The organism is Xanthomonas sp. DAR 35659, assembly GCF_041242975.1.
Lineage (GTDB): Bacteria > Pseudomonadota > Gammaproteobacteria > Xanthomonadales > Xanthomonadaceae > Xanthomonas_A > Xanthomonas_A medicagonis.
In genome coordinates this window covers 2,561,387-2,587,197 of sequence record NZ_CP162488.1, presented here as the reverse complement: position 1 = coordinate 2,587,197, position 25,811 = coordinate 2,561,387, and the positions used below count along the sequence as shown (strand labels likewise).

Sequence of the window (25,811 nt, the reverse complement as noted above, 5' to 3'; positions counted from 1 at the left end):
GTCGCGACCATCAGACTGCAACAAGGATGAATCCATGCATGCTATCCGCCTGATCTGCGTCCCGTTCGCGGGTGCCGGCGCGTCCTTCTTCAATGCCTGGAAGGGCGTTGCCGAAGGACTGGAACCGGTCCCGATGCAGTTGCCCGGGCGCGAGAAGCGCTTTCTCGAACCGGCGCATGAGGACCTGCATTCCGCCGCCGACGAGTTGGCGGCGCACCTGCTGGCCGACGACGACGACCAGCCGGCCCTGCTGTTCGGGCACAGCCTGGGCGCGGTGCTGGCCTTCGAACTCGCGCGCCGGCTCGAGGACTCGGCGCGGTTTCCATTGCTGGGCGTGGTGGTCAGCGGATCGCCGGATCCGTGGAGTCCCCGCACCGAGCGCGCCTCCGACCAGCGCGACGACGACGCGTTCATCGCCGCTGTGTCGCGCTTCTCGGACTATCGCCACGAAGCGCTGGACGATCCGATGATGCGTGAACTGCTGCTGCCGGCGCTGCGCGCGGATGTGCGCATGCATGAGGAGTATCGGCCGCGCAGCGGGGCAGGGCTCAGCGTGCCGCTGATGACCGTGCGCGGCGCCCAGGACGCCTTGGTGTCGGCGTCGCAAGTCGCCGGCTGGTCCCGCGCCAGCGGCGCGCAATGTACGCACCGCGAGTTGCCGGGCGGCCATATGTACTTCATCGCTGATCCCATGCCTCTATTGCAACTCATCGACCGTTTCGCGCGTTCGCTGTCGACCGCCACCGCCGTGGATGCGGCGCGATGAGGCTGGCCGGCAAGGTCGCCGTCGTCACCGGGGCCGCGCGTGGCCTCGGGCGCGAATGCGCCCGCGCGTTCGCCCGCGAAGGTGCCGACCTGGTCTTGCTGGATGTCGACACGCACATCGACGGCGTGCCGTATCCCCTGGGCAACGCCGACCAACTGCAGACCACCGCCGCGCTGTGCCGCCGCGCCGGCGCGGCGGTGCTGGTGGTCGGCGCCGACGTGCGCGACATGGCTGCGCTGCATCAGGCCAAGGACATGGCGCTGGAGCGGTTCGGCCGGATCGACATCCTGCTGAACAATGCCGGCATCGCCGCGCCCTCGGGAAAGATCGTGCACGACATCGAGGAGGAAGAGTGGAACCTGATGATCGACATCGACCTCAGCGGCGCGTGGCGCATGACCAAGGCCGTCGGACAGTTCATGACGTCGCAACGCACCGGAAGCATCATCAACATCGCGTCCACCGCCGGCAGCGTCGGCTATCGCAATTTTTCGGCGTACGTGGCGGCCAAGCACGGCATCGTCGGGCTGACCCGGGCCGCGGCGCTGGACTACGGTCCGCTCAAGGTACGGGTCAACGCGATCTGCCCGGGTTCGGTGCGTGACTCCGGTCATGTCGAGGGTCGCATGTTGTCGGAGATCGCACGCTCGCTCGAGGTCGACGTGGCCAGCCACGAGCAGGTCTTCACCCAGGCGCAACCGATGAACGAGCTGGTCGAGCCGGCGGATGTGGCCGAAGCCGCGGTCTGGCTCGCATCGGATGCGGCACGCCGGGTGACCGGCAGCATCGTCACCGTCGACGGCGGATTCACGGCGCGCTGAGCGTCGGACAGAGCAACCAAATCGGAGCCGCCCACTCATGCCTTCCACGCCCCACCGCGACGCTGCGCAGGCCACGGCCCGCGAGCACGTATCGAGCGGACACGCGCACGCCCTGCGCGTGCGATTGGCGGTGGGCGTTTGCCCGGAGCAGGCCCGGCAGCGTGCCGTCGCACTCGGCTGCGTGCCTGAGCGGAGCGGGCGCGACGCCGTGCCCGTTCTCCACTTCTTCAGCGAAACCCTGCCGTTCGCCGACCACAGCGCTCACGCGGACGCACTGGCCAAGCGGGAACTCGCGCGCGCAGTTGGCGCCGGTCCGTCGAACACGGTAAGGATCGTGCAACTGACCTACGCCAACGGTCCCTGCGACCTGATCGTGGCGGCCCGACGCGACGCGGCCGGGCTCACCACGCTGACCCGTATCGTGGACCATCTCGCGAGCGGAGCCGCCGGCGACGTCCCGGCGCACGCCGGCGATACCGCGGCCGTCGTCACCACCGCTGCGTTGCCGCCGGTGGCCGACGGCGCGCTCGGCGCGGCCCCGCTGGCGCGTTGGTCGGCCACGACGACCGAGACCGGCACGATGCGCCACGGACCGATCGTGCTGAACGCGCCACTGGAGGTGATCGCAAAGGCAATCACACGCGTCGTGCTTGCCTTCGCGCGACAGACCATGGCGAGCATTCCCGTGCTGGCCGACGTTCCGCGGACGCAGCCGGGGGACACCGCATCGGGCTGGGCGCAGCGGGTGATCGGTGCCGACCCGCGGCACTGCGGCGTGTTGTTGACCCGTACCGTCGCGGCGCCGTTCAACGCCGGCACGCAGGCGGTGCTCGCGCAGGAGCCCGGCGACTGGCTCGGCGTGGTGGTGCATGACGTGCCGGCGCTGTCTGCGCTGGGCGTAACGCAACTGGACTACCTCGCGTTCCTGCAGCCGCCCTATCCGGTGCTGCTGGACATCGCCACCACGACGGCTGGCAGCGAAATCCGCCTGAGCCACGAACGTAGCGCCCTGGGCAACGACGATGCGCAGTGGCTCCTGACCTGCATCGGCACGGTCGCACGGCAACTGATGGTCGACCCCGCCGCCGCGCTGGAGAGCCTGCCGCTGCTCGACGACTCGCAGCGGCGCAAGGTACTCGAGCTCGGCGCTGGCGCCGAGCGGCCGCAGATGGAACCGGCGCTGCGGATCGAAGCGGCCATCGCCGCCGTCGCCGCCCGTCAACCCCAGGCCCCGGCCATCAGCGACGACGCCGGGATGATGACTTACCGAGAGTTGGAGAAGTGCGCGACGACGATGGCCGCGCAGTTGGCGCGCCTGGGCGTGCGGCCAGGCGATCACGTCGGCCTGTGCGTGGACCGGTCACGCCACATGATCGCCGCCGCCGTAGCGATCATGAAGCTGGGCGGCACTTATGTGCCCATCGATCCGAAGTATCCGACGGACCGCATCGCCCATACCTGTGCCGATGCGGCCCTGAAGTTGCTCGTCGTGCAGAACGGGGCGTCGGCATACGCAGCTGGCTGCGCCATCGCGCCGCTGCCCGCGTTGCTGGATGCCGACGCTGGCGCTGGCCTGCAGGAGCCGGACGGGCTGACGCCGGACGATGCGGCATACATGATCTACACCTCCGGCTCCACCGGCCGCCCGAAGGGGGTACGCGTCGCGCATCGCAGCGTGCACGCGCTCGTCGCCGCCGTCCGCGACGATTTCCAACTGGGGCCGCACGACGTGTGGAGCTTCTTCCACTCCTTCTCGTTCGACTTCTCGGTGTGGGAAGTGTGGGGCGCCCTGCTGACCGGCGCATGCGTGCATGTGGTCGGGCACGAGGCGTCGCGCGATCCTGCGGCGCTCATCGAGCAGATCAACGACCGCGGCATCACCCTGCTCAGCCAGACCCCGTCGGCCTTCGCCCAACTGATGGCCCATGAAGCGGATCGTCCGATCGGTCCGCAGCTGCGGCTGGTGATCTTCGGTGGCGAAGCGCTGGATACGCGGCGCCTGTTGCCATGGTTCGACCGGCATCCCGAGCGGCAGTGCCGGCTGGTCAACATGTTCGGCATCACCGAGACCACGGTACACGTCACGGCCAGGACGGTGTCGCGGCTGGATGCCCTGGAAGGATCGCGCTCCGTCGGCAAGCCGATTCCGGGCTGGCAGGCCCATGTGCTCTCCGCCGACCTGGCGCTGCTGCCTCCCGGCGTCGACGGTGAGATCCATGTCGCCGGTGCCGGCGTGGCCTTGGGCTACCACGATCGCGCGGAACTCAACGCGCAGCGTTTCGTCGCCAATCCGTTCGGCGAAGGCCTGCTGTACCGCAGCGGCGACCGCGGCAGGCTGCTGCCCGACGGCGAGCTGCTCCATCTCGGGCGCCTGGACAGCCAGGTCAAGCTGCGTGGTTTCCGCATCGAACTCGACGAGATCCGCTCGGTGCTGCAGGACTGTCCGGGCGTGTCCAGCGCGGCGGTGGTCTTCGCCCAGCGCGACCCCGCCGATGCGGCCACCGCGCGCATCGATGCCTACGTGGTGCTCGACGGCGCAACGCTGGATCAGGTCTGGGACCTGGCGCTGTCGCGGTTGCCGGAGCACATGCTGCCAGCCACCATCGCGCAGGTCTCCTCCATGCCCCTGACCATCAACGGCAAGGCCGATCCCGTCGCCATGGCGGCCCGGGTGCTGGCGTCGTCGGGCCGTGGTCCGCGCCCGGGTGGGGACCGGGCTGCGCCGCCCCGCGCGGCCGCCATCGACCGACCTGTCGGCATCGCCGACGACGACGTGACCCGCCAGTTGTTGGATATCTGGCAGGAACTGTTCGCCGTGCCGGTGTCCAGCAGCGACAACTTCTTCGACCTTGGCGGCAACTCCCTGATCGCCATCCGCATGTCCGCCAAGGCGCGGGAGCGGGGACTGCCGGGCCTGCAACTGCGCGACCTGTACGTGCACCAGACCATCGCCGGGCTCTCGACCTTCCTGACGGCCAGCGCGCCGGCGCGGACCAACGGAGCGGCGGAACGCGCCGCCTGACCCATCGACCACAGCTCAAGGACACAGTGCCATGGACGTCGAAGACATCATCAGCCGTTGCGCCGAACAGGGCATCCTCCTGAGGATCCAGGACGGGACCTTGAATATCGAGGTCAAGAGTCCGCCCAAGGACAAGGCCTTGCTGCTGGAACTCAAGCAGCAGCGGGACCGCGTCGAGCAGGCGTTGCTCGGCGCGTCCGCGCAGCGCGACGCGGGGGCCGGACGCGAACGCCCGACGTCGATGAGCCTGTTCTACTTTTCCAGCGACGAGGGCAGCAGCGACCGCGACAAGTATCGGCTGTTGCTCGATGGCGCGCGGTTCGCGGACGAACACGGATTCGAGGCGGTGTGGACACCGGAGCGGCACTTCGCCCGCTTCGGCGGCCTGTATCCCAATCCGGCGCTGATGGCTTCCGCGCTGGCGACTACGACCTGCCACGTCGCCCTGCGTGCCGGCAGCGTGGTGCTGCCGCTGAACGATCCGCTGCGCGTGGCGGAAGAATGGGCCGTGGTGGACAACCTGTCCGATGGCCGCGCCGGCGTGGCGTTCGCGTCCGGCTGGCAGCCCAACGATTTCGTGCTGGCGCCGGATGTCTATCCGACCCGCCACCAGTTCATGTACGACGGCATCGAGGAGATCCGCACCCTTTGGCGCGGAGGCTCCATCACGCGCCGCAACGGCGCTGGCGAGGACATCGCGATCAGTTGCCTGCCGCGGCCGATCCAGCCGGAGTTACCGGTCTGGATCACGGCCGCCACCAGCCCGCAGACCTTCGAGTCGGCAGGCAGGATCGGCGCCAACGTCCTGTCCCACTTGACCGGGCAGACACCGGAGGCGCTGGGCCAGAAGATCAAGGTCTACCGCCAGGCGAGGGCGGAGGCCGGCTATACGACGCCAGGGCAGGTGACGGTGATGATCCACACCTTCATTTCCTCCGACCAGGCATCGGTTCTTCAGGTCGCCAAGGAACCGTTCAAGCGCTATCTAGCCCAGTCGATCGATCTGTTGAGCAACCTCGCCGCGCAGGTCGGCATCGACCCGAAAAGCATCGGCAGCGGCGACATGGAAACCTTGCTGGAACACGCCTTCCACCGCTATCACGGAACCAGTGCGCTGCTGGGCACGCCCGACAGCGCGTTGGAGTTCGCCGCCAGACTGCGCTCCATCGGCGTGGACGAGATCGCGTGCCTGGTGGATTTCGGCATCGACCCGCGGGTCGTGCTCGAGAATCTGCCCCATCTGAACCGGCTGAAGAACGCGGTGGCGACCCTGTGACCACTGCAGCGCGTCCGATCCCGGTACCTTGCAGCGCAGCCGGCGCGGCCACGTGGCGCGCGCAGGAGCGCACATGAGCACGCTGTCGCGGCATCCGCTGCTGTGGCGCCTGGCCGTGTGGGTCTGCCTGCCCATCGCGATCGCCTGCTGGTTCGGCTACGCGCAACTGCGCCAGAGTCTGCCGCAAGCGGGAGACCGCAGCGTGGCCAAGGGCCTGGCGGCGGACGTGCACATCACCCGCGATGCACACGGCGTCCCCCATATCCGCGCCTCCAGCGACATGGACGCCTATTTCGCGATGGGCTACCTGCACGCCCAGGACCGTCTTTGGCAGCTGGAATTGGCGCGGCGGGTCGCGCAGGGGCGCCTTGCCGAGGTCCTTGGGCAGCAGGCCTTGTCCAGCGACATCTGGATGCGCACGCTCGACATCCATGGCGCCGCCGAGCGCGCCTGGCCGGCGCTGGCGCCGGACGCCAAGCGCTCACTGCAGGCATACGCCGATGGCATCAATGCTCGGCTTGACGAGGGCACGACGCTGCCGCCCGAATTCCTGCTGCTCGGCGTGACCCCCGAGCGGTGGACGCCCATTGACTCGCTGGCATGGTTCAAGGTGTTCAGCCTCAACCAGTCCAACGGCATGCGCGCCGAGGCGGACCGCTATCTGGCGCGCAAGTTCCTCCCCGAACGGCAATGGGCGCTGCTGGAGCGAAGCTATCCCGCGGATGCGCCGACCACACTGGCGCTCGATCAACCGATGCAAGCCCTGTCCGACCTGAGTCGACGTCTGGAGCGGACCCTGGGCCTGGGTGGGCCGTATGTCGGCAGCAATGCCTGGGTGCTCGCCGGACGGCTGACCCGCGATGGCGCGCCGTTGCTGGCCAACGACCCGCACATGAGCTTGCAGATGCCCTCGGCGTGGTACGTGGCCGACCTCTCGGCCCCGGGGTTCGCCGTCTCCGGGATGTCGGTCGTGGGCCTGCCGATCATCGTCTTCGGCCGCAATCGCCACGTCGCATGGGGCGGCACCAACATGATGGCCGATACCCAGGATCTCTATGCGCTGGAGACCCACCCGGAGCGTCCCAACGTCTACCGCGTGGATGGGCAGTGGCACGCGATGACGGTGCGCCAGGAAGAGATCGCGGTGCGGGCCGACTTCCCCGCCTCGCTGCGCGCCCCGCGCGCGCCGGTGCGCGTGCAGGTCCGCAGCACACGCTTCGGGCCCGTGGTCAGCGACGCGACAGGACTGTTCGACCAGCCGATCAGCCTGCGCTGGTCGGGCCTGGACGATGGCGACACGTCCTACCAGGGCATCTTCCGACTCGCCTACGCGCGCAACTGGGCGGACTTCAATGCCGCGCTCGGCCAGGTCGTGACCCCGGCCATCAACGTGGTCTACGCCGATGACGCCGGCAACATCGGCTATGTCGCGGCGGGACGCATTCCACTGCGAGGAACGGGGGATGGCAGCATGCCGACACCGGCGGCAGGCTCGGCGTCGGGTTGGCGCGGCTATGTCCCGTTCGGCGAGATGCCGCGCGCCCTGAATCCGGCCAGCGGGGTCATCGTCAGCGCGAACAACAAGGTGGTGGATGATCGCTACCCGCACTTCATTTCGCGCGACTGGGCGCCACCTGCTCGCGCCGAACGCATCACCGCCATGATCGCCGACGCCTTGCGCCGCAATGGCAAGATCGACACGGAGCAGACGCGCCTGATGCAGGCGGACACCGTGGACCTTGAAGCGCTTGCGCTGCGCGACTATCTGGTGGCCCATGTTTCCCCGGAACTGGCATCCAGCGCCGCCGTCCGGGATCTCGCGCGGTGGGACGGCCGCATGGACACGGACCAGCCTTCGGCCACGGTGTTCAACTTCTGGCTCAGGCACCTGCGCAAACGTCTGCTCCTGGACCGGATCGACGACGAGCAGGGCGCAGCCGACCAGATACAGGCACTGCGCGGCTACGTCGGCGGAGTCACTCCCGTGCAGATCCGCCAGCTGTTGCAAAGCGGTGACCCCGCCTGGTGCGGCAGCGACAGCAAGGCCGCCACAGGCTGCACGGGCCCCCTGCGGACCGCGCTCGACGATGCGTTGCGGGAGCTGCGCAAGTACGGCGGCGACCGGTCGGACTGGGCATGGGGGACGCTGCACCGCGCGCGGTTCAACCATGTCCCGTTCGGCGACGTGAACCTGCTGGACCGCGTGTTCTCACGACGTCTGCCGAGCCCTGGCTCGGAGAACTCCGTGAACGTCGCCGGCAGCCTCTATCGGCCGATGAAAGGCTACGAACAAAACTTCGGTGCGGTGTTCCGCCAGGTCATGGTGATGGGGCAGGGTGGCGGGGAGCACGCCTACATGAACTCGACCGGACAGTCCGGCAATCCGATGAGCCCGCATTTCGACGACATGCTTGAGCCCTTCGCGCATGCGCAACTGTACGCATTGAGGCAGCCGGACACCGCGGCCGGCGCGATGCGCCAGACCCTGCATGCAGCAGGCGGCGCCAGCGAGGCAAGACCGTGAAGCTGTTCGACCTCTTCGTCCGCCGCGCCCCGAACCGGATCTTCCTCTCCATTTTGCTCGGCGCGCTGTCCGGCGTCTGCTATTCGCTGCTGATCCCGATGGTGCAGGTCGGCATCAGCGGCGCGGACACAGCAGCGGGCAGCGCCGACACCGCCATCTTCCTGGGCGTGGAGGTCCACCAGCACAAGCTGGCTCTGGTCTTCTTCGCGCTGTGTGCCTGCGTACTGGTGTTCCGCTCCGTGTCGCAGATCACCTTGCTGCGGGTGGCCATGGAGGTGACGACCGAACTGCGTCGCACGCTGTACGAGCGCATCAGCCAGGCCCCGATCGCCGAGCTCGAACGCATGGGGTCGGCCAGGCTCATCGCCGCCATCACCACAGACGTCGGCCGCATCGTGTTCGGCGCGCGAGCGCTGCCGGATCTGCTCATCAGCGCGGTGACCATCGTCGGCATGCTGGGCTTCATGAGCTACCTGGATTTTCCCGTCTTCGTCCTGGTCCTGCAGGCCATCGCCTTCGGCGCGATCACCTACCAGATCCCGATGTTCCTCGCCAACCGCCACTTCCAGCGCTCACGCGAACGCATCGATCCCCTGCAGGACGCCATCCAGGGCCTGATCAACGGCGCGAAGGAACTCAAGCTCGATCCGGCCAAGCGCCAGCGCTACTTCCTCGACGTGCTGATGGACAACGAGTACGCCGTCATGCGCGCCGACAAGGCCGGCAACACCGTCGTGCGGCTCGCCGCCAATTACGGCGACATGATCAGTTTCCTGGTCATCGGCGTCATCGCCTATGTCTTCGTCAACTATCACGCGATCACCGCCGCCACCCTCACCAGCGTGATCATGGCGATGCTGTACATCACCACGCCTATCGCGCTGGTGATCAACACCGTTCCCGCCGTGTTCATGGCGCGCATTTCCTTGAAGAAGGTCAACGCGCTGTTGGGCGCCATCCCGTCGGAGACGTACCCGGTTGCCGCTGGCGGAGCGCGTGACGATTGGTCGACGCTGACCCTGCGCGGATTGGAGTACACCCACGCGGGCAATGGCGACGATGCGGGCTTCCACGTCGGCCCCATCGACCTGACCATCCATCGCGGGGAAGTGACCTTCATCGTCGGCGGCAATGGCTCGGGCAAATCGACCCTGAGCAAGCTCATCACGCTCCATTACCGCGCCAGCGGCGGAGACATGCTGTTCGACGACGATCCGCTGACCGATGCCAACATCGTTGCCTACCGCAACCAGATCTGTTCGATCTACTCCGATTACCATCTCTTCGACCGACTGCTTTGCGACGCGCGGCTGGACGAGGACGAAAAGATCCGCGAGTACATGACCCTGCTCAAACTGGAGCGCAAGCTATCCATCGTGGGACGCAAGTTCTCGACCCGCGCGTTGTCGGACGGGCAGCGCAAGCGCCTGGCGCTGCTGGCGGCGCTCATCGAGGACAAGACACTGTATCTCTTCGACGAATGGGCGGCCGATCAGGATCCGGCATTCAAGGAGATCTTCTATCGGCGGATCATCCACGAACTCAAGGCGAGAGGGAAAGCCGTCATCGTCATCAGCCATGACGACCGCTTCTTCGGAGAGGCGGACCGGATCGTCCACATGGAGCAGGGACGCCTGCGCGAGGCCATCGCCGGCCCCGACCCATCAACTGCTTCGATTCAGACCGGGCGCTCCTCCGGAGAGCTCCAAGAAGCGCTCCAAGCCGCGCCGCGACTGCCTTTCGCCACCACGGGCAACGAACGATGATCGACCTCATTGAAAAGAACGGATCCGACGCATCGCTGCTGAACAGGGAATTCGAGCGTTACGTCGACGCCCACGGGATTTCCGATCCCATCCCGTTCCGCGACCTGGCGACGACGGAGTTCATGCGGACGTATCAGTACCCGATCAACTCATGGCCATTCTTCGTTTCGCCCGCGTTCGTGGCCGACATGCAGGAAATGAACGGAAACATCCTGCGCATCACCCATGCCGCCATCCGCGGCATCTTCAACGATGATCCCGAGCGCATGGCCGCGGCCATGGGAATGGATGCCGTGCGCTGCTCGCTGTTTCTCAGCAAGCTCAACCTGTCGGACATCTGCTTCCGCACCGATGCCGTGCTGACGGAGCAAGGCCTCAAGCTGGTAGAGGTGAACGTCGGCACCTCCATCGGAGGCTGGCAGATCCAATGGATGGACGAGACCTTCAGGAACTATCCCGGCTACCGCGGTTTCTTCGACAAGCACAGCGTCAGCTGCCGCAACACGCCGGTCACGTTCTTCCGTTTCCTGATCGAGTCGGCGGCGCGGATCGAGGACCACGGCACGCGCGTCATCCTGTTCAAGGTCAAGGAAGGCTTCGATCCGGCCTTGTACGGCGAGTTCCTGCAACAGTGCATCGACGAGGCCGTCGCCGCGTCCGGAGTCGACGCCCAGGTACGGTTCTTCGCCTCATTCGACGCGCTTGAAGTGACACCGCAGGGCACCTTCCATGACGGCGACAGAATCCACCTGGTGACCTTCGGCGACCTGAGCGGCGAGGCGCCCGCGCCGGTCCAGTTGCTGCGCAGCGTGCTGGCCGGCAAGCTGGCCTGCCCGGACTTCCCGACCAACATGGTGCTGTCCGACAAGCGCGCGATGGCGCTGCTGCACTACGCCGTGCAGGCGGGCGCGCTGCCCACCGCCGACGCCGAGCTGGTCACGCGCTATGTGCCCCGCACCTTCATGCTTGGCGGGCCGCTTTACCGGGCGGACCTGATGGACGAACTGTTGGCGCGCAAGGACGACTATGTCGTCAAACAGTGCGACGGCATGCAGGGCATCGACGTCTATGTCGGGCGTTTCATGAACATGGAGGACTGGACGAGAAAACTGGCCACACTGGAGCGACAAGAGCTGTGGATCGCCCAGGAGTATTGCGAATCCGTGCGCTTCTATGGCCACGCACCGGGCTCGCGCCAGGTCTTCGACTTCGTCTGGGGCGTGTTCCAGTTCGGCGATCGCTTCGGTGGCTCGTGGATTCGCATGATGCCGAACAGCGAAAGCTACGACGGTGTCATCAACTCCGCCCGCGGCGCGCAGGAGCGCATCGTGTTCGAAGCGGCATGTTGACGGGCAGGGCAGGTAGCCGGTCAATCGCGCCGCCGCGCGTGGCCTAGACAGATGTGAACCTTAGGAGAAACATCGCGATGAACCCACTTGCTTCACTTTTCTCGCGGCGCGCCATCGGCGCCTGCGCGCTGATCCTGACACTCGCGGTCGGCGTACCTGCACAGGCGGAGCCTACCGACGTCGAAGTGCGCGTGCTTGCGCGCGGCGCGAAGTTCATCGGCGGATACACGGCGTCGGCCCTGGTGACGCTCACCGATGCGGAGACGGGCGAAGTGCTGGCGAAAGGCATGACCCAGGGCTCGACCGGTGATACGCAGCGCATCCTGCAGGGCCGCGCGCCTCTGTCCACGCCGGATTCCGGCGTATTCAAGGCAACGCTCGACCTGACAGATGCGCGCCGCGTCACCGCTACGGTCACCGGACCGATGAGCCAGCCACAAGCGGCGACCACGGTCACCAGCAGCCAATGGATACTGCCGGGCCGCCACGTGACGGCCGGCGACGGCTGGCTGCTCGAACTGCCGGGCCTGATCGTCGACCTGGCGACACCTACCGCGTATCAGTGGGTCAAGGCGAATTCGACTATTCCACTAGAGGCATCGGTCACGCTGATGTGCGGCTGCGGCCTGTCGACCGACGGCCCCTGGAAGGCGGACGGAACGGACGTCCAAGCCTATCTCTGGATCGACGGGAAAAAGCAGAAGCCCCAAACGCTGCGCTTCAATGCCGCAACCAGCCGATACGAAACCCAGCTCACGACCCAAGGCCCCGGCATTTATGAGGTCCAGATCCGCGCCTGGACCGGCATGACCAACAACGCCGGCGTCGCCAGGACGACATTTTTCGTGAAATGATCCAGCCGCGCGCGCGAAGTTCACCCCGTCGGGCGAGCGTGAGGGCAGGGCACCGTCGGCCGACGTGCTGGAGCCTACTAGGCCAGCTCGCGGCTGGCCTGCCCGATGGCGTGGTTGATCCTCGCGATCACCTCCGCACGTTGCTCGTTGACGAAGAAGTGGCCGCCGGGCAACCAATGGATCTCGCACGCGCCGGTGGTGAGCTCGCGCCAGGCATCGACATCGGCCTGCGCCACTTCATGGTCGTCCATGCCGGCCAGGACGGTGATAGGGCAGTCCAACGGCTGCGGCCCGGCCCGGTAGACATCGGCGATCCTGAAGTCAGCGCGCAGCAGGGGAATCAGCAGGTCCAACAGCTCCGCGTTGCCCAGCACTTCCTCCGGCGTCCCATCCAGTTCACGCAGCTTGGCGAGGAAATCGTCCTTGGGCAGGTCATGGATACTGGCGCGGGTCGACGGGACGTGCGGCGCGCGGCTACCCGACGCAATCAGTCGGGCAGGGCCCGGCAACCCGAACGACGCGCAGCGACGTGCGAACGCATAGGCCACGCGGCTGCCCAGGCTGTGGCCGAACAGCAGGTAGGGCTTATCGAAGAGGCCAACGAACACAGCGCTCAGATCGGCCACCATCGCCTCCATCGACGTATGCGCGGGTTCGCCCATGCGGGAAGCACGTCCTGGCGGCTGCGCGCAGACCAGTTCCACGTTGTCGGGCAGACTGGAAGCCCAGGGAATGTACGTGGCCGCCGATCCACCGGCATACGGCAGACAGACCAACCGCATGTCGGCGTATGGTCGAGGATCGGGACGGATGAACCAGCGGCTGGCGCTCAACGGCGTACCTCCTGCAGTGGATGTGCAATGGATTTCGCACGGATATGGAAGCTGGCAGGGAGCCAGACGTCATCGTCCGATGATACTCGCCACGAATTGCTTGCGCGCTCGTTCAGGCCGCACGACGCCAAAAAACAGACATGCCGGACGTCGACGCCATCCGACCTCATCGTTGTGGACGGCAACGGCTGGTGGGCAGGGCATGTAATTTTTCGCCGCTTTAATCACTGAGCAGATTGCCAACAGGACCAAGCATGAAGGATGAACCCGACTTCTCGCCCACGCTTGATGCGACAGCACCGACGATCGCTGATGGTGACGGATCGAATTTCCGTCCATCCGCAGATGCGCGCAGCCAGCGCACGACGAACGACGTGAAGCAGATGTACGAAAAATTCCCTTATCCAAGCCCCATCGTCGGCAACGGGCTGATTCGGGACAACGGGAACATGCTGAGCGTTCTTTTCCCCGACGAAGACTTCGCGGGCAAGCGGATTCTTGATGCGGGATGCGGAACGGGCCAGCGCGCCAATGGCGTCGCCAAGATGTTTCCCAAGGCGCAGGTCATTGGCGTGGACATGACCTCTGCGTCACTGGACGCAGCCAGGAAGATGGCAGCCAGCAACGACGTCTCCAACATCGAGTATCGCCAGTGCGATCTGCTGGAACTCGACCTGGGCATGGAGTTCGACGTGATCATCTCCAGCGGCGTGATGCATCACCTGGAGGATCCGATCAAAGGTCTGAGTAGATTGCGCGCGCACCTGAGCGACACCGGCGTGGCAATGATCTGGCTATATCACGCACTTGGTGAGTATGAGCGCTTTCTGGGACGCGAACTGCTTCACCGGCTGTGGGGCGAAAACAAGTCGGACCTCGATCGCGGCGCTGCGCTGATGGACGCGCTCAGACTCGACCTGGGCTCCCACCAGTACGGCAGCGTGTCAGGGCAGGCCGGAAACGAGATCAGCTATCGGTCCATCAACGCCGATGCCTACATGCATCCGATTGTGGAGGCTTATAGGCTCGCAAGAGGGCTCAGCATGATGCTGGACGCGGGCTACGACTGGGCGGCCGTGGCCAGCCTGAACTTGATCGGCAAGAGTGTCCTCATCGATATCGACGGCAGCATCGACCCAGCCTACAAAGACATCTCGGTCCAACTCAGCGACTTGTTCGAGGCGACCGAACTGCAGAACAGCTATCTACACTTGGACCGCCTGGACCGCCTGGGCGTGATCGAACTGCGGCTGAAGCCAACCGCGTTCACCATGATCGCGGGCAGCCCAAATGCGGCGAAGCTTCTTCCAGATTGGTTGCTACAGGGTGCCTTCGGCCGCAACTCCCGGGAGAAGCTTCAGGGTTGTGGATCGAGCAATGTGAGTATCCTGCGATAACGCGCCCCTCTTTACATAATATACATTATGCGAAATAAAGGGGCGCCCCAACCGGCAGCCTTTGCACCAGCGGCAGCACCATGCTTGTCAGTTTCTTTAGTTCGTGTCCTTTTCGCTTGGATCGTGCTCCTGCTTGATTTCAAAGGCTTTTTTCCCTCTCCAAGGACACGATCCAAAGTAACGCATGGACGCTCTTCGTGCCAGTGTCGCTATGCAGAGCAGCTTGATCTGTGTCAGGTTGCAGCCACTTTGCCGCGACTGCGCCTAGAGCGTGCTGGTTTAGGAGGCTTGGGCTGACCGTGTCCAACACGTTGGTACCAAGCCGCTTCGAGTGCCGCAGGGAGATCGTTCAATTTGGCCAGCTGTGCCTCCAACGCGTCGGCACGCGCTTGCTGGACGGTAAATTCCTGGCGAGTCTGAGAGACCGTGGCTTTCGCGCGCTCAAGCTCCTCGCCATGCAGCCGTTCGGTCATTGCAACTTCTTTTCGGAGGCTCATCAGTTGCTGTTGAGCCTCCTTGGCCTCCTGGCGCGCCCGATCCACTTCCGCATGTGCACGGTCTTCCGTAGCACGCACATGCTGGGTCAAAGCGTCGCGCTCAGCACGCGCCGCTTCCTGCACATGCTGAAGCTGAATCTGCAGTGCTTCGCAGGCTCTTTCTACTTCTGATACACGCAGTGTTGCCGCGTCGCGCTGCTGGCAGAACTCATCTAGCTGCTGCCGGAGTTGCGCAACGAGACGCTCGAGTTCGCCGGCGCGGGCTGTCGCGAGCTGTTCGGCGTGATGAGCCACCTCTGCCTCGCCCCTAAGCCGGCCGAGTTCGGCCTGGATGCTGTGGCGATCGCGTTCTAATTCATCTCGGGCGCTCAGTAGGGCGGCACGCTCACTGGCGATGGCTTCATCGGCATGGTTCCGCGCATGGTCAAGAGCTAACGCCCACCACTGCCCTGCCAGGGCTGCCACTGCCTCGGGCACATTGGCTGTGACTACGCGGATCTGGTCGTTTTGCGCCAGGCGCGTCCCCAATCCGCGCCACCATGTATCCAGCCACCGAACGACGGTATTCGGGGAGCCTGTACCAAGATGAGCACGGATGCGTTCGACGGTCGGACGTTCGCCAAGCGCGACAAGCGCGTCGGCGGCGGCGTGGACGTCTGATTCTGTGATGCCTCTGGCCATTGAAGTGCCTCCCGGATTGGCGCCCTGCCCCGCAGTTGACGTACTCGCGATAAGTGATGATTATCGTGGCTACGCCTACTTATTCGTAGCATACATTACATACTATGAATGATAATTCCACTAGTGCCGCCCTCGCCCAGACTGTCCACCATCTGGTACTGCCCGAACAGCTGGCGCAACAGGCGGCGGACGCGGTGCGCGAACTGCTGGCCGAAGCAGCGGCCGAGAACACCACCCGCAGCTACACCAGTGCCCTGCGCTACTGGGCCGGCTGGCATGCGGCGCGCTACGGCATCGAGCTCGCATTGCCGGTGCCCGAAGCCACTGTGCTGCAGTTTGTGGTCGATCACGTGCAGCGCCGCTCGACTGACGGTGAGCTGGCGTGGGAGCTGCCGCCGATCGTGGACCAGGCCTTGGTGGCGGCCGGCCTGAAGGCCAAGCTTGGACCCTGGACCTTGGCCACCGTGCGGCATCGGGTCGCCGTGCTGTCCACCGCGCACAGGCTCAAAAAGGCGACCAATCCCTGCGAACAGCCAGCGATCCGCACCGTGCTCAGCCGCGCCGCCCGAGCCGCAGTCAAACGCGGCGAGCGGCCGCGCAAGAAGACCGCGATCACCCTGCCCGAGCTGGAAGCCCTGCTGGCCACCTGCGACGACAGCCTGGAAGGAATACGGGATCGCGCCCTACTCTGCTTCGGGTTTGCCAGCGGTGGGCGCCGGCGCAGTGAGATCGCCGCCGCCGACCTGCGCGACCTGCGCCGGATCGGCGAGGCGGGCTACATCTACCGTCTGGAGCACAGCAGGCCGGCGTCACCGCGAGCTCGACCCCGGACAAGCCGGTGCTCGATAGGGCCGCCCTCGCGCTGCAGGACTGGCTGGACGCAGCCGGGATCACCGAAGGGGCGATCTTCCGACGGCTCTGGAAGCAGCGCGTCGGCCCCGCCCTGTCTCCGGCCGCGGTAGGCGAGATCGTACAGCGGCGGGCGCGACTGGCCGGACTGGAGGGGGATTTCGGAGGTCACAGTCTGCGATCGGGGTTCGTGACCGAGGCCAGCCGCCAGGGCGCGGCTCTGCCGGCGATCATGCAGCTGACCGAGCACCGGTCTGTGTCGAGCGTGGTGGGGTATTTCCAAGCTGGCAATGCGCCGAAGAACCCGGCGTCCCGGCTACTGGATAATTGACCCGTGTCGGGCGCCTGTCGGGCTGCTGTCGTGTTGCCAGGTCCGGCGCCTTCCTAGTCTGGGATTCCTACCGCACCGGAGTTACACCCCATGACCACCGCTACCCCGCCCCGCCTGCTGACCACAGCCGAAGTCGGCGCCTGCATCCGCCAATTCCCGCGAGCTACGCCATTGGTCGCAAGAGCAACTGGCCGAGATCTCGGGCCTGAGCGTGCGCACCGTCCAGCGGGTCGAACAGGGCGACTCGGCCAGTTTCGACACCCGTCGTGCCCTGGCTCGCGTCTTCGACCTCAACGACATTGATGCGCTCAATAAGCCCTTCTCGCTGCCCACGGCCGAGGAGCTGCAGGCGGCGCAAGCACAGTTCGAGCGCGACCACATCACCCTGGCGGTGGCACCGCTGACCACGGGCCGTCAGCTGGCCAGCTTGATCACGTCGTGCGAGATGGATCTGTCCGAGCCGACCTTCGAGCTGCCGCGCGAGGCGGCGGCCGAGTTCGCTGCGCTGATCGACTCTTACCGTGAGTACCGCGACTGCCACGACCTGTACTCGGAAACCAACAAGCTCGACATCTACGACGAGCTGCAGCAGCACATCGACGCGCTGCAGGTGCTGGGCGTATCGTTGTGTCACGGTCAGCGCAAGGTCGCCGTCCGGATGGGCTCGGGCGCGCCTATGAACGCCACTGTCCTTTACGTCGTGGCATTCCGTCTTGGCCACGAGTCGACCCAGATCGCGACCCCTAAGGCGGCGCGCATCGGCTAAGTGCTCAAGTGCTTGCTCGATCCCCGTACACCGAGACAAGCATATGCGCGGTCTTAACCCGGCGCTCGTGGTTGAAGCAAAGGGTCTCGTACAGATCGCGACATATGCGCCTGTAAGACATAGATCTCACTCTTCCAAGGACTGGCCATGAACTTCGATGTCAACGCGATTTACGACAAACCCCTCAACTTCCTGATCGGGCCCGGCGCCTCATTCGGCCTGCTGCCCACCCTTGCGTTGAAGGTCACATGGGACGAAGGCAGGGCACATACCATCGAGACTTTGGCGACGTCTTACGAACAGCAGGAAGATAGGAAGCGGCACACCGCGCTATTCATGCACTACTACGACCAGTGCATTCGCCCAGCTCAGCAGATGTCGTTCGAAGCCATTCGTAACGACCCCGCGCGATCTGCGGTCCAAGCCAATTACGAGCGCTTCATCCGGGCAGTGCTCACGCTGCTCCAGCGCCGGCGCGGGGTCGACCGGCGCTGCAATGTGTTCACCACTAACTACGACGGATGCCTTCCGGAAGCGGCCAATCGCATCACGCTCGAGGGTGGGCAGGATTTCGTAGTCAATGACGGGAGCCGCGGCTTCTTCCAACGTGTGGTCGAGGCGCGGAACTACAACACCTATCTCACGCGCACCGGCATCTTCGAGCGGCATCGTCAGACCGTCCCTCAGATCAATATCATAAACTTACATGGCTCGGTTTATTGGTCCCGGCATGCCGATCAAGTGCATGTGTCCTACAACCATGATCACTTGGCGGACGCCCCGTTGGTCGATGAGGGGATGCGCGAGGCTGTTAAGGAGTATTGGGAGCAATTAGAGGCCGGCGGCCCAGACACCGCACTGCCTGACGCCCCCCCTAACTCAAGCCCAGATGGAAACGTTTTGGACAGCCTACCGCCGGCTTCCGATCGTGAACCCAACTAAGTGGAAGTTCCACGAAACGGTGTTTGAAGAGCACTACTATCAGATGCTCCGCATGCTTAGCTTTGAGCTGGAGCGAGAGAATTCCGTACTCATCACCTTCGGATTTTCTTTCGCGGATGAGCATATCCTCAACCTCGTTAAGCGCTCGCTGTCCAACCCACAGTTGATGGTATTTGTCACGTGCTTCAACGAGACCGAGTATGCGCGCTTGTCCGTCCAGTTTGCGGACTACGCGAATGTTGCCTGTGTGACGGCCGCGGACGGCCTCCTCACCTTCGACACGTTCAACGCCATGCTCACCTCCGTTAGCCCATCGTCCGCTGCGGGGCCGGTGGTTGGGGCGGCCCCATGATGCGGGTCGGTGCGGTCATTGCGGTGGCGGGCACCAAGGTCACGCTCCGCATCGATGAAGAATCTAGCAAGGAGGTCTTATTCGTTCGTGGCGAACGGCTGAAGGGAATTTCGATCCGTGAGTATTTAGCAATCTCCCGCGGCTTTCGCGACATTATCTGCATGGTCGAGGGCGAATTCCTTGACGAACGTCGGAGTGAGACGGACGGTGTTCGTACCGAATATGTGCGTCGCGTCGACGCGCGGCCCATCGGATATTTTGAGAATGACCGCTTCGTGCATGGGATCAAGTTCTTGCCCATGATCTTGGATGAAGCGCACCTCTTGTCTGACCAGCGGATTGCGCAGATCTTTGATCGATCGGCACATACCCCTGGCTTGCGTATCGGAATGCTGCAGAAGGAGGGCCTTCCGGTCGCGCTGCCATACACTCGCGTCTTCAATAGCCACATCGGCATCTTTGGGAACACGGGCAGCGGAAAATCCAATACCTTAGCCAAGTTGTACACGGCGTTGTTCGAGCGTAACCCACCCGGCTTAGCTCAGCGCAGCCGCTTCCTTCTCATCGACTTCAACGGCGAATACACTCAAGCTCAGCTGGTCGACGCCCCCTACAAGCGGGTGCTCGACGTTTCGACCGGGCGCGTTCTCGGCGACCGCATCACGATCACGTTTGACGAATTCTGGGATGTCGAGACCCTTGCGCTGCTCTTCCAGGCTACCCAGCACACCCAGCGCCCCTTCCTAAGCCGTGTGGTGGAAGGCCGCAGGCGCTTTGGCCACTTGCAAGATTCGTTGCCCCGCTATTTTCGGAGCGTGGTCAAGAAAATATTCACATCGAGCCGCCCGCGTCCAGAGCTCCTTGATCGAGCTAGGTTCTTGGTCAGCCAGTTGGGCCTAGACGATCTCATTCAAGCGCTCGACGAAATTCAATGGTACGGCGCCGTGGCAACCTTCAATAATCCGCGCAGCGGCACCTGGTTCAACGCAGACGGAATTGGCTACGCTAACGCGCTCGCCCCAATCGTTGATGCCGCAGAACTCCCCGACATGGACGCGTTTGACGAGTTGGACGTTCGCTGCCAACTAGGGTTGATGAACGATATCGGCACGGGTCAAGTTCAGCTAGATCACATTCTGCCGCTGATGAAGCGCATGGAGGGAGCGATCGCCATGCTGCGCAAAACTGTTCAGGTGGCGATCCAAGACGCCCTGCCCCCCTCCACGCTGACGGTCGTATCGCTTAAGAGGTGCAGCACCGACGCAAAGAAGATTCTTCCCATCCTCATCGCCAAACACGCGTATCACCATCATCGCGCTGCCGTGGCCTCGCCGCCGGACCGCACGTTACACCTCATAATCGATGAGGCTCACAACATCCTGTCAGAGATGTCTACCCGCGAGGCGGAGGCGTGGAAGGACTACCGTCTGGAGCTGTTTGAAGAAATCATTAAGGAAGGACGCAAGTTCGGCGCCTTCCTGACCATTGCCAGCCAGCGGCCGGCAGACATCTCTCCGACCATCGTGTCTCAGATCCACAACTTCCTGATCCATCGTCTAGTAAATGACCGCGACCTGTTCCTGATCGACAACACTATCTCGACCTTGGACCCGATTTCCCGTGCGCTGATTCCGAACCTGACCCAAGGCTGCTGCGTGGTGACGGGAACCGCCTTCGACCTGCCGATGGTGGTTCAGGTAGACATGCTCAGCTCCAACCGACGTCCAGACAGTGGGGATATCGACCTTCAGGAACTCTGGCACGCTTAGAGCTAAACCCAAAACCGTATCCACGATACCCTGAAGCCAGCGCGGCACGGGATGGTCCAATCGATTGCCAACCAAGGCATTTTTACGCGGCGTACAACCTGTAGTGCAGTTTCATATCTCATGATTGTTTCCCGTACCTGTGACGCCTTCGCCCGCGCGAGACTGGCCGTGTCTTGTTACCGCAGGGCGAAAAGACGCGGTTCATGCCGGGGCCCATTGTCCTTCTTTCGGTTGGCCATCTCGAATCGACCACGCACGAATCCCACGCGTGTGCGCGGACTTGCCCACAATGACCGCCAATGGTGATGACAATGCAACGGCATGCTGCGTAGCAAAAGCTGAAAAGCTCGCCACATCCTTGGGCGATATCTTGGGCATCACCTGTGGATGGGTATGCCAATAGCCCACCAGACGCCAGCCCCGGGCGTTGGCTTGGCCGATCTCTTGTCGGCATCGTTTGGCATCCAGTTCCAGCCACGCCCACCCTGCCCGATCTGCCGGATGGGGCGAGGTGGCGCTGACGAGCACGAGCCCTCGCCGATCATCCGGATCGACAAAGAGCTGGCCGCCGCGCTCGGTCTCCCAGATCCGCTGACGATGTGCGCTCAATACCTGCGCCACAGTCTCGGTGACAAGCAGCTCTGCGCTGTGACCGGGCCACCGCCATCGCCAGGCAATCTTGTTCAATGGCGCTCCTCGCCGGCCGGCCACTCACGCTCCAACACCATATGGACCTGACCGGGCTCCAGGCGTGGGCCTTGGTAGTGCCCCTTCAATGTTGCTACTTCGTCAGGAGTAGAGATACTGCTGACCCATGCCTGTGCGGGCATTTGGTCGCGCAACACGCGTATCGCGCTGTTGACGACCATCGATACCACGCTGGCTAGACCCGTCGCACCTCCCGGAATGAAGCTCTCCCCGCAGGCCGGCAGCGGCACCACGCCACCATCAGGCCACTGGGTGAACGCCTGGCAAAAATCACCGCGCTCATTGAACAATCGCCGCCCATCGCTGCCCGGTTCAATCGCCACCAGGGCATGACCAACAAAGGCATTGGGTTCGCTCCATGCCTGTATCAACGGCCACGCTGCGCCATTGGCCTTGGCGCGCCACAGCGCTACCTCTGAACTCCATTCGGCACTGGTCACGATAACCAGGTCTGCCTTGTCCAGGACCTCGGTCTTGGCGGTCAGGATGACCTCCACGAAGGTGTTGTAGGCCTCGATCTGGACGGTGGGGAGATCCCGCTGGAGCCGCATCCGCAGCGCGCCTACCTTGGACTTTCCCAACTCATCCATGCCTAACGCATGTCGGCCTAAGTTCTGACCAACCAGCTTGTCCGGGTCAATCAATGTCAGATGCCCTACCCCGGCTTTGGCCAGCAACATCGCCACGGGACTTCCCAAGGAACCTAGACCGACCAACGCGACCCGGCGATGTTCCAGATCTGCGGCCATTCCGGCGCGTTCTCTTGAATGGATCGCAGCGCGCTCGAGCAAGTCGAGCGTGGCTACCTGCAGAACCGCGGGAAACAACGCTGTCTTCTGCGCGCCCTGTCGACGCCCGGCGCGCAGCCCATAGCGCGGGCCTCGGCGGGGTTGCAGCGCCTTGGAGCGCAGGTTGAAGCAAAACAGCGGCCCGGCTTGCTCACCGGGCAGTTCCAGCACGGCCCAGCGAACGGGAAGATCATCGCTGCGCTGCAGCCAATCCAACAAGGCCGGAATATCCTCATCATCCAGATACGGCATCAGCCATTCCAAGAATGCTTCAGCCGTGGGAACACTCAGTGGAGGATAGTCCTGCAGTTTGATGAAAAACGCCGGAGCCAGCGGCTCGCGGATCGATCGAGCCACTCCGACGACGCGTTCGTGATGCTTCCTCAGGGCGCCCTGGTCATCCGATAGCCATAGCGTTTCCCATCCCGATATCACCTCGCGTCGAGGATCACTCAAGGCATACAAGGGCCCGGCCTGCGTGGGGCGCTTCAACAGCAGCAAGCTCTGCGAGGACCTTTTTAGCTGGTGGGACCAGTAAGAGGTGATCTCCGCCTGGAACTCGGCTGCCCGACGATGGGGATCAGATCCTTCAACGGCAAATTCCAGAATTTGCCCGAGTCGTTTCAAACTGTCGCAGACAATGCTCTCGGGTGTTCCCGTAATCGGGCGCTCGCCAAAGCCGTGCAGGCACATGCCATTCTCCATGGCATGAGGCCACTGAAGCCAGGGCGATGGCGTCACCTGCAGAGCCAGTTGACCTGAGGGGAACTGCGAGGGAAACCCGATGCGTAGCCGGCGTGAGAGGCCGGTATAGTCCGCCGGCAGCGGGAGGGTGAAAGCCGCTGCTTCGTTGTAGCGTGGCGTGATCGCTGTCAGCCAGGTCTGGACCACATCCGGGCCCAAGAACGCATGCAGCGCGGCGATGCCGCGCTGCACATCACTTTGCGCAGGCTTAGCCAAGGCGCCCGACCGGTTTCACGTCCTGTTGCGAGCCCTGACCTCGCACCCCCTCGCCGAAGAAAGAGCCGGCCATCATGGCGTTACGGGTCACCGTATCGGCACGACCAGGCAAGGTCCAGTTGGGCGGGATCGCATTGTTGATCTCGTCCACAAAGGCACCGCCGATGCCAAAGCTCTCCTTCACCGAGTCGGTAAAGTCCGCCGTCGAGCTGAAGGTCTGCAGACCCAGCCCGAAGGAGGACATCGCATGGGCATGCCAACGATCGAACGCCTGGCGGTAAAGCTGCCCGTCGGGACGATTCCACTTCTCGGCAAAGTTCTCGCCCGGATCCTTTGGATTGCAGACTTGGTAGTGGCCGGGATGTCCCTGGATATGGGCCGGCATCCGCTGAACGATGGCCATCATCGCCTCCAACGGGCGCAATGCCCGGGCCTTGGAGGCCTTAGCGACATCCAGATAGGCCTGGCTAGCCAACGTGGTGATGACCGCCGAGATCGGCCGATGCCCCTCCGTCCGGGTGCGAATGGCCCATTCATCACGGTGCCGCTTGAGCATCTTGACCGCCGCACGCAGCGGATCCTGTTCCGAATACAGCGCATAGTCGGGCAGCGGCTCCTGCGAAGCTTCGACCAGCCGGCCATCGCGCTTAGCCAAGCGATGCGTGCTGTCCAAGGCGATCTGCTCCTGAGATGCAGTTTGCAGCCAGGTCGCGTATGGAAGCGGACTGCTCGCCTTCCAGCTGCGCATTTCGCGGTCCGGTACCTCGAGCTTGCCCGCACCGTTCTCCTGCCCATTGCCGGCAATGGCGCGGGCTGGCGTGACATCGATATGGAAGCCGGGATTATCATCGGCATACACGATGCGAACGCCGCGCCGCAGCAGTTCGATCTTGGCCTGGACGCGGCTGCCGTCATCAAAGCGCTTGTAGATGGCATCCAGCACCTGCATCGCGCTGGCGCCCTGCGCATGGGGCAACCAGACGATGGCATCGGCATCGATGGTGCCCAAGTCCTTGGGCGCGTCCGCCACCGGCTTGATCGTCGTGCGCAAGCGCATGGATCCTTGCACAAAGATGTGGGCCCCGGCCAACAATGGATCGTCAGCCGCATCCAGAACCTTTTGCAATTGCTGGTAGCGATTGTTGATGATTTGGTATTGCGCCTCGCTCAGCGAAATCCTCTCAGCCGCACTCAGTAGGAAAAACTCCCAGCTGCTGTACTTGGTGTGGCCAGTATTGACGTGCATGTTCATGGTTCACCTGTGTTCGACGTAGGGCCCAACGGCAAGGCGGGTTTGAAACGATCCTGATCGTTCTTGTCACGATCAAAGATCAGATAGGGATGTTGGTGTTCGGTGGTCAGCAGGGCCCCAAATTCGATCATCAAGGCCGCAGGCGCGGCCGGAAAGACATGGATGGGCCCTGCCGTCATGGCCTCCAGGCGGCTGAGCTGGATCTGCAAGGCATCGCGGAAGGCATGGATGACGCCGCGGTTCTTGACCATCGCGTAGCTGGGCTCGGAAATAGCCAGCGTGGCAATGCGCGCGCCGGGCAAGGCAGCCAGCACATCCCGATCAGGGACTTGGGCGGAAATGGACAGCACCAAGGCCAACGGCCCATCGCCGTCGGGTGGCGCGGTGTACAGATACTCTGGCGGCGCGGCGCCGGGGTCGGGCCAGCTCAGGCCGTGCTCACGGTTGAAGGAGAACAACGCGCGATTGGAGCGATCACCAATACATTGCCCCAACAGGACCAACGCCGGCATATCGGCCACGCCCACCACGGCCAATGCCGGCGCATCGCCATGTGAGCCGCCGCGCTGGCTGAGCTTGTGTTCGAGCTCGTAGCGCATCTTGTTTTCCAGCAACTTCCAGTAGGCCGCATCGCGACCCGCGGGCCCAGGCGCATCCAGAATTAGCTTCACAGGATGGCCGAAGGCGGCCAGTCCTTCAGCGGACATGGCCGTGAGGAAGGCGCGCTCCCCAATCTCGTTCTGGGTGCTGAAATGCCGGCTTTGCACGATCAGGGCGATGGCCCGGCCACCTTCTGGAGTGGAGGCGGCCAACCGAATCCGCTCACAATGGGCCTGATGCAGGTTGCTCAAATCCTGCTCGGGGTAGTCCTCTGCGTCGCGATCGATCTTGTCGTGGCAGCTGGGACAGAGCAGCATCAAGTTGGCTGGATCATTGGTCAGGGCCTGCGCCTGTTCGGCGTTGTGCTGGGCTTGTCCTCGAGGCCCTTTGGGACTAGCTGGCATGATGTGGGCGACCTCGCCCCACTTCATGGGTTGGCCCACCCTATAGTCGTGCATCAGATCGGTACCACACAGCTCGCAATGCCCGGCAGCTTGAGTCCAAACGATGCGCTTGATCTCTTCGGTCGTACTAAAACGGCCGTGCCTGGCCGTCTTGGTCGGCGAGTCACTCGCTTGCTGTTCTGTTAGCGTCATGTCATCACTCCGTGATTAAAGTGCTACGTATGTCCCTAGCTAATGCTATTCAAGTCTCAGAAATTGAGAAAAGTGGTCGTTAGCTCATTCATTTTCATGAATAGGCGGCCCG

At 63.9% G+C, this 25,811-nt stretch carries 19 protein-coding genes and 1 pseudogene; 14 read left to right on the top strand and 6 right to left on the bottom strand.

Features of this window, described 5'->3' with window-relative positions; genetic code table 11:
• Positions 1 to 34 precede the first annotated feature (34 nt).
• From AB3X07_RS11075 to AB3X07_RS11040, 8 genes are all read left to right on the top strand, one after another.
• Positions 35 to 766, top strand: a complete 732-nt coding sequence (locus tag AB3X07_RS11075) for a thioesterase II family protein (RefSeq protein WP_369944543.1) — start codon at positions 35 to 37, stop codon at positions 764 to 766.
• Positions 763 to 1,587, top strand: a complete 825-nt coding sequence (locus AB3X07_RS11070; protein ID WP_369944542.1) for an SDR family oxidoreductase — start codon at positions 763 to 765, stop codon at positions 1,585 to 1,587. Before AB3X07_RS11075 ends, AB3X07_RS11070 begins: the two co-directional genes overlap by 4 nt.
• A 37-nt stretch (positions 1,588 to 1,624) precedes the next feature.
• Positions 1,625 to 4,609 carry a non-ribosomal peptide synthetase gene (locus AB3X07_RS11065; protein ID WP_369944541.1) on the top strand — a complete coding sequence of 995 codons (2,985 nt, stop codon included), beginning with the start codon at positions 1,625 to 1,627 and terminating at the stop codon, positions 4,607 to 4,609.
• Positions 4,610 to 4,640: 31 nt separating this feature from the next.
• Positions 4,641 to 5,885, top strand: coding sequence for an LLM class flavin-dependent oxidoreductase (locus AB3X07_RS11060; RefSeq protein WP_369944540.1), 1,245 nt, complete (start codon positions 4,641 to 4,643; stop codon positions 5,883 to 5,885).
• A 73-nt stretch (positions 5,886 to 5,958) separates the two neighbouring features.
• Positions 5,959 to 8,409 carry a penicillin acylase family protein gene (locus AB3X07_RS11055; RefSeq protein WP_369944539.1) on the top strand — a complete coding sequence of 817 codons (2,451 nt, stop codon included), beginning with the start codon at positions 5,959 to 5,961 and terminating at the stop codon, positions 8,407 to 8,409.
• The gene (locus AB3X07_RS11050) at positions 8,406 to 10,175 is read left to right on the top strand and encodes a cyclic peptide export ABC transporter (RefSeq protein WP_369944538.1); all 1,770 of its coding nucleotides are present in this window, start codon (positions 8,406 to 8,408) and stop codon (positions 10,173 to 10,175) included. The genes AB3X07_RS11055 and AB3X07_RS11050 overlap by 4 nt, the downstream gene beginning before the upstream one ends.
• Positions 10,172 to 11,524 carry a hypothetical protein gene (locus AB3X07_RS11045; RefSeq protein ID WP_369944537.1) on the top strand — a complete coding sequence of 451 codons (1,353 nt, stop codon included), beginning with the start codon at positions 10,172 to 10,174 and terminating at the stop codon, positions 11,522 to 11,524. Before AB3X07_RS11050 ends, AB3X07_RS11045 begins: the two co-directional genes overlap by 4 nt.
• A 77-nt stretch (positions 11,525 to 11,601) precedes the next feature.
• Positions 11,602 to 12,378 carry a hypothetical protein gene (locus tag AB3X07_RS11040; protein ID WP_369944536.1) on the top strand — a complete coding sequence of 259 codons (777 nt, stop codon included), beginning with the start codon at positions 11,602 to 11,604 and terminating at the stop codon, positions 12,376 to 12,378.
• 77 nt (positions 12,379 to 12,455) lie between these two features.
• Here AB3X07_RS11040 and AB3X07_RS11035 read toward each other — a convergent pair whose 3' ends face one another.
• Entirely contained in the window at positions 12,456 to 13,211 is a 756-nt protein-coding gene (locus tag AB3X07_RS11035; protein WP_369944535.1) for a thioesterase II family protein, read from the bottom strand.
• Between the two features lie 254 nt (positions 13,212 to 13,465).
• Between AB3X07_RS11035 and AB3X07_RS11030 the strand changes: the two genes are divergently transcribed.
• Entirely contained in the window at positions 13,466 to 14,608 is a 1,143-nt protein-coding gene (locus AB3X07_RS11030) for a class I SAM-dependent methyltransferase (protein ID WP_369944534.1), read from the top strand.
• Positions 14,609 to 14,841: 233 nt separating this feature from the next.
• Here AB3X07_RS11030 and AB3X07_RS11025 read toward each other — a convergent pair whose 3' ends face one another.
• Complete coding sequence (locus AB3X07_RS11025) at positions 14,842 to 15,786, bottom strand: DNA-binding protein (protein WP_369944533.1); 945 nt, start codon at positions 15,784 to 15,786, stop codon at positions 14,842 to 14,844.
• 104 nt (positions 15,787 to 15,890) lie between these two features.
• On the opposite strand from AB3X07_RS11025, the pseudogene AB3X07_RS11020 reads away from it, so the two are divergent.
• The 5 genes and pseudogenes from AB3X07_RS11020 (at position 15,891) to AB3X07_RS11000 (ending at position 20,795) form a co-directional block, all read left to right on the top strand.
• Positions 15,891 to 16,966, top strand: a pseudogene (locus tag AB3X07_RS11020) (site-specific integrase).
• A 211-nt stretch (positions 16,967 to 17,177) separates the two neighbouring features.
• Entirely contained in the window at positions 17,178 to 17,732 is a 555-nt protein-coding gene (locus AB3X07_RS11015) for an XRE family transcriptional regulator (protein WP_369944532.1), read from the top strand.
• A gap of 147 nt (positions 17,733 to 17,879) precedes the next feature.
• Positions 17,880 to 18,674 (top strand): hypothetical protein, encoded by a 795-nt coding sequence (locus AB3X07_RS11010; RefSeq protein ID WP_369944531.1) that lies wholly within the window; start codon positions 17,880 to 17,882, stop codon positions 18,672 to 18,674.
• Positions 18,661 to 19,026: a hypothetical protein gene (locus AB3X07_RS11005; protein WP_369944530.1), complete on the top strand. Its 366-nt coding sequence runs from the start codon at positions 18,661 to 18,663 to the stop codon at positions 19,024 to 19,026. The genes AB3X07_RS11010 and AB3X07_RS11005 overlap by 14 nt, the downstream gene beginning before the upstream one ends.
• Complete coding sequence (locus AB3X07_RS11000; protein ID WP_369944529.1) at positions 19,023 to 20,795, top strand: ATP-binding protein; 1,773 nt, start codon at positions 19,023 to 19,025, stop codon at positions 20,793 to 20,795. Before AB3X07_RS11005 ends, AB3X07_RS11000 begins: the two co-directional genes overlap by 4 nt.
• Positions 20,796 to 20,996: 201 nt before the next feature.
• Here AB3X07_RS11000 and AB3X07_RS10995 read toward each other — a convergent pair whose 3' ends face one another.
• The 4 genes from AB3X07_RS10995 to AB3X07_RS10980 are packed head-to-tail and all read right to left on the bottom strand — an operon-like array spanning position 20,997 to position 25,699.
• Positions 20,997 to 21,482 carry a Mov34/MPN/PAD-1 family protein gene (locus AB3X07_RS10995; RefSeq protein ID WP_369944528.1) on the bottom strand — a complete coding sequence of 162 codons (486 nt, stop codon included), beginning with the start codon at positions 21,480 to 21,482 and terminating at the stop codon, positions 20,997 to 20,999.
• On the bottom strand, positions 21,479 to 23,251 hold the full coding sequence (locus AB3X07_RS10990; RefSeq protein ID WP_369944527.1) for a ThiF family adenylyltransferase: 1,773 nt from the start codon (positions 23,249 to 23,251) through the stop codon (positions 21,479 to 21,481). Before AB3X07_RS10990 ends, AB3X07_RS10995 begins: the two co-directional genes overlap by 4 nt.
• Complete coding sequence (locus tag AB3X07_RS10985) at positions 23,244 to 24,503, bottom strand: nucleotidyltransferase (RefSeq protein WP_369944526.1); 1,260 nt, start codon at positions 24,501 to 24,503, stop codon at positions 23,244 to 23,246. The genes AB3X07_RS10990 and AB3X07_RS10985 overlap by 8 nt, the downstream gene beginning before the upstream one ends.
• Positions 24,500 to 25,699 carry an HNH endonuclease gene (locus AB3X07_RS10980; protein ID WP_369944525.1) on the bottom strand — a complete coding sequence of 400 codons (1,200 nt, stop codon included), beginning with the start codon at positions 25,697 to 25,699 and terminating at the stop codon, positions 24,500 to 24,502. The genes AB3X07_RS10985 and AB3X07_RS10980 overlap by 4 nt, the downstream gene beginning before the upstream one ends.
• Positions 25,700 to 25,811 lie beyond the last annotated feature (112 nt).